The sequence below is a fragment of the Streptomyces sp. NPDC048565 genome (assembly GCF_040650935.1).
Lineage (GTDB): Bacteria > Actinomycetota > Actinomycetes > Streptomycetales > Streptomycetaceae > Streptomyces.
The window spans coordinates 1-1,888 of the sequence record NZ_JBEZIH010000063.1 but is presented as its reverse complement, the minus strand read 5'-3'; the positions used below and the strand labels follow the sequence as shown (position 1 = coordinate 1,888).

Genomic DNA, 1,888 nt, shown 5'->3' with positions numbered 1-1,888 from the left:
CAGGCCGCTCCACCACAAACGACCGCAAACGAGCAGCCTGACCACCCAACCCACCCGACCCACGACCCGACAACACAAACGGCACCACAGCAGGTTCAGGCGTGGCTGTCGGCGCCGGCCGGTGATCGGCCATCGCTGGTTCGTTCGGTGGTTGCTGCAGGATGACGTGTGCGTTCGTCCCGCTGATGCCGAACGAGGACACTCCGGCTCGCCGGGGTCGGCCGGTGTCCGGCCATTCTCGTGATCGGGTCAGCAGCGCCACCCCACCGGAAGACCAGTCCACCTCGGTCGAGGGGTCCTCGGCGAACAGGGTTCTGGGCAGGATCCTGTGCCGCAGCGCCATCACCATTTTGATGACTCCGGCGATGCCTGCCGCCGCCTGGGGGTGTCCGATGTTCGCTTTCACCGATCCGAGCCACAGGGGTGAGCCGCTGGTGTGCTCCCGCCCGTAGGTGGCCAGCAGTGCCTGTGCTTCGATCGGGTCGCCGAGCAGAGTACCCGTGCCGTGTCCTTCCACGACGTCGACATCGGCGCCCGTCAGCCCCGCGTTGGCCAGTGCCTGCCGGATCACCCGCTGCTGCGACGGTCCGTTCGGGGCCGTCAGTCCGTTCGAGGCCCCGTCCTGGTTCACTGCCGAACCCGCCAGCTGCGCGAGCACCTGGTGCCCGTTGCTCCGCGCATCGGACAGCCGCTCCAGCACCACCAGGCCGACGCCCTCGGACCACCCGGTGCCGTCCGCGCCCTCGCCGAACGACCGGCACCGGCCGTCCGGGGACAGTCCACGCTGCCGCGCGAATTCCGTGAGGATCATCGGCGTGCCCATGACGGCGACCCCGCCGGCCAGCGCGAGTGAGCACTCGCCCGATCTCAACGCCTGCGCCGCCAGGTGCAGTGCCACCGACGATGACGAACAGGCCGTGTCGACCGTTGTCGCGGCTCCCTCGAAGCCGAACTGGTACGCGATTCGCCCGGACAGGACCCCAGGCGTGGTACCGGTGAGCAGGTATCCGCCGGCGTCGGTTCCTACCGCACCGTATCCGTGCGGTGTTGCTCCTATCACCACCCCGGTCCTGCTGCCGCGCAGGGAGTCGGCGTCGATACCCGCGCGTTCGAAAGCCTCCCAGGCGACCTCCAGCAGCAACCGCTGCTGCGGATCCATCGCCGTCGCCTCACGGGGCGAGATACCGAAGAACCCTGCATCGAACTCACCCGCGTCATGCAGGAACCCGCCACCACGCGCATACGTCGTCCCCGGATGATCCGGATCCGCGTGATACAGACCCTCCACATCCCAGCCACGCGACTCCGGAAAACCAGTGATCCCCTCCCTGCCCTCGACCACCAACGACCACAGATCCTCCGGAGAAGACACCCCACCCGGATAACGGCAGGCCATCCCGACGATCACCACAGGATCACCGGGATCGGCAACAGGCACGGACTGGGTGTCGGCGTCTGCGTCCGCGTCCGCGCCCGACACCACGGACTGCAGGTGTTCGATGAGAACGGCGGGGGTGGGGAAATCGAAGATCACCGAACTCGGTAGCGTGATCTCCAGGGCACGCGAGAGCCTGTCCCGCAGTTCGGCGGACATGAAGGAATCGAAGCCCAGATCCCGGAACGTCTGACCGAGTGCGCCCTCACCGAGCACGCCACTGCCGAGAGTGGCTGTGATGTGTGCGCGGGCCAATTCCGTCATCCGGTACGCGCGCTCGGGTTCACCGAGCCGCCGCAGCTCGCTCACCAGGGCCGAGGTCTCTTCCGGCGTCTCCTCGCCGTCGAGCGGCATGTCGAGCCAGTAGTGTCGGCGTTGGAAGGCGTAGGTGGGCAGTTCGGTGTGGCGGGCACCGGTCCCGGCGAACAACTCCTGCCAGTCCACCGCCACCCC

The 1,888-nt window shown here is 67.9% G+C and carries 1 protein-coding gene; it reads right to left on the bottom strand.

From position 1 onward, the window contains the following. Window positions 1-1,888: beta-ketoacyl synthase N-terminal-like domain-containing protein (locus AB0C75_RS35840; RefSeq protein ID WP_362896725.1), on the bottom strand; the 1,888-nt coding region annotated here is incomplete at both ends.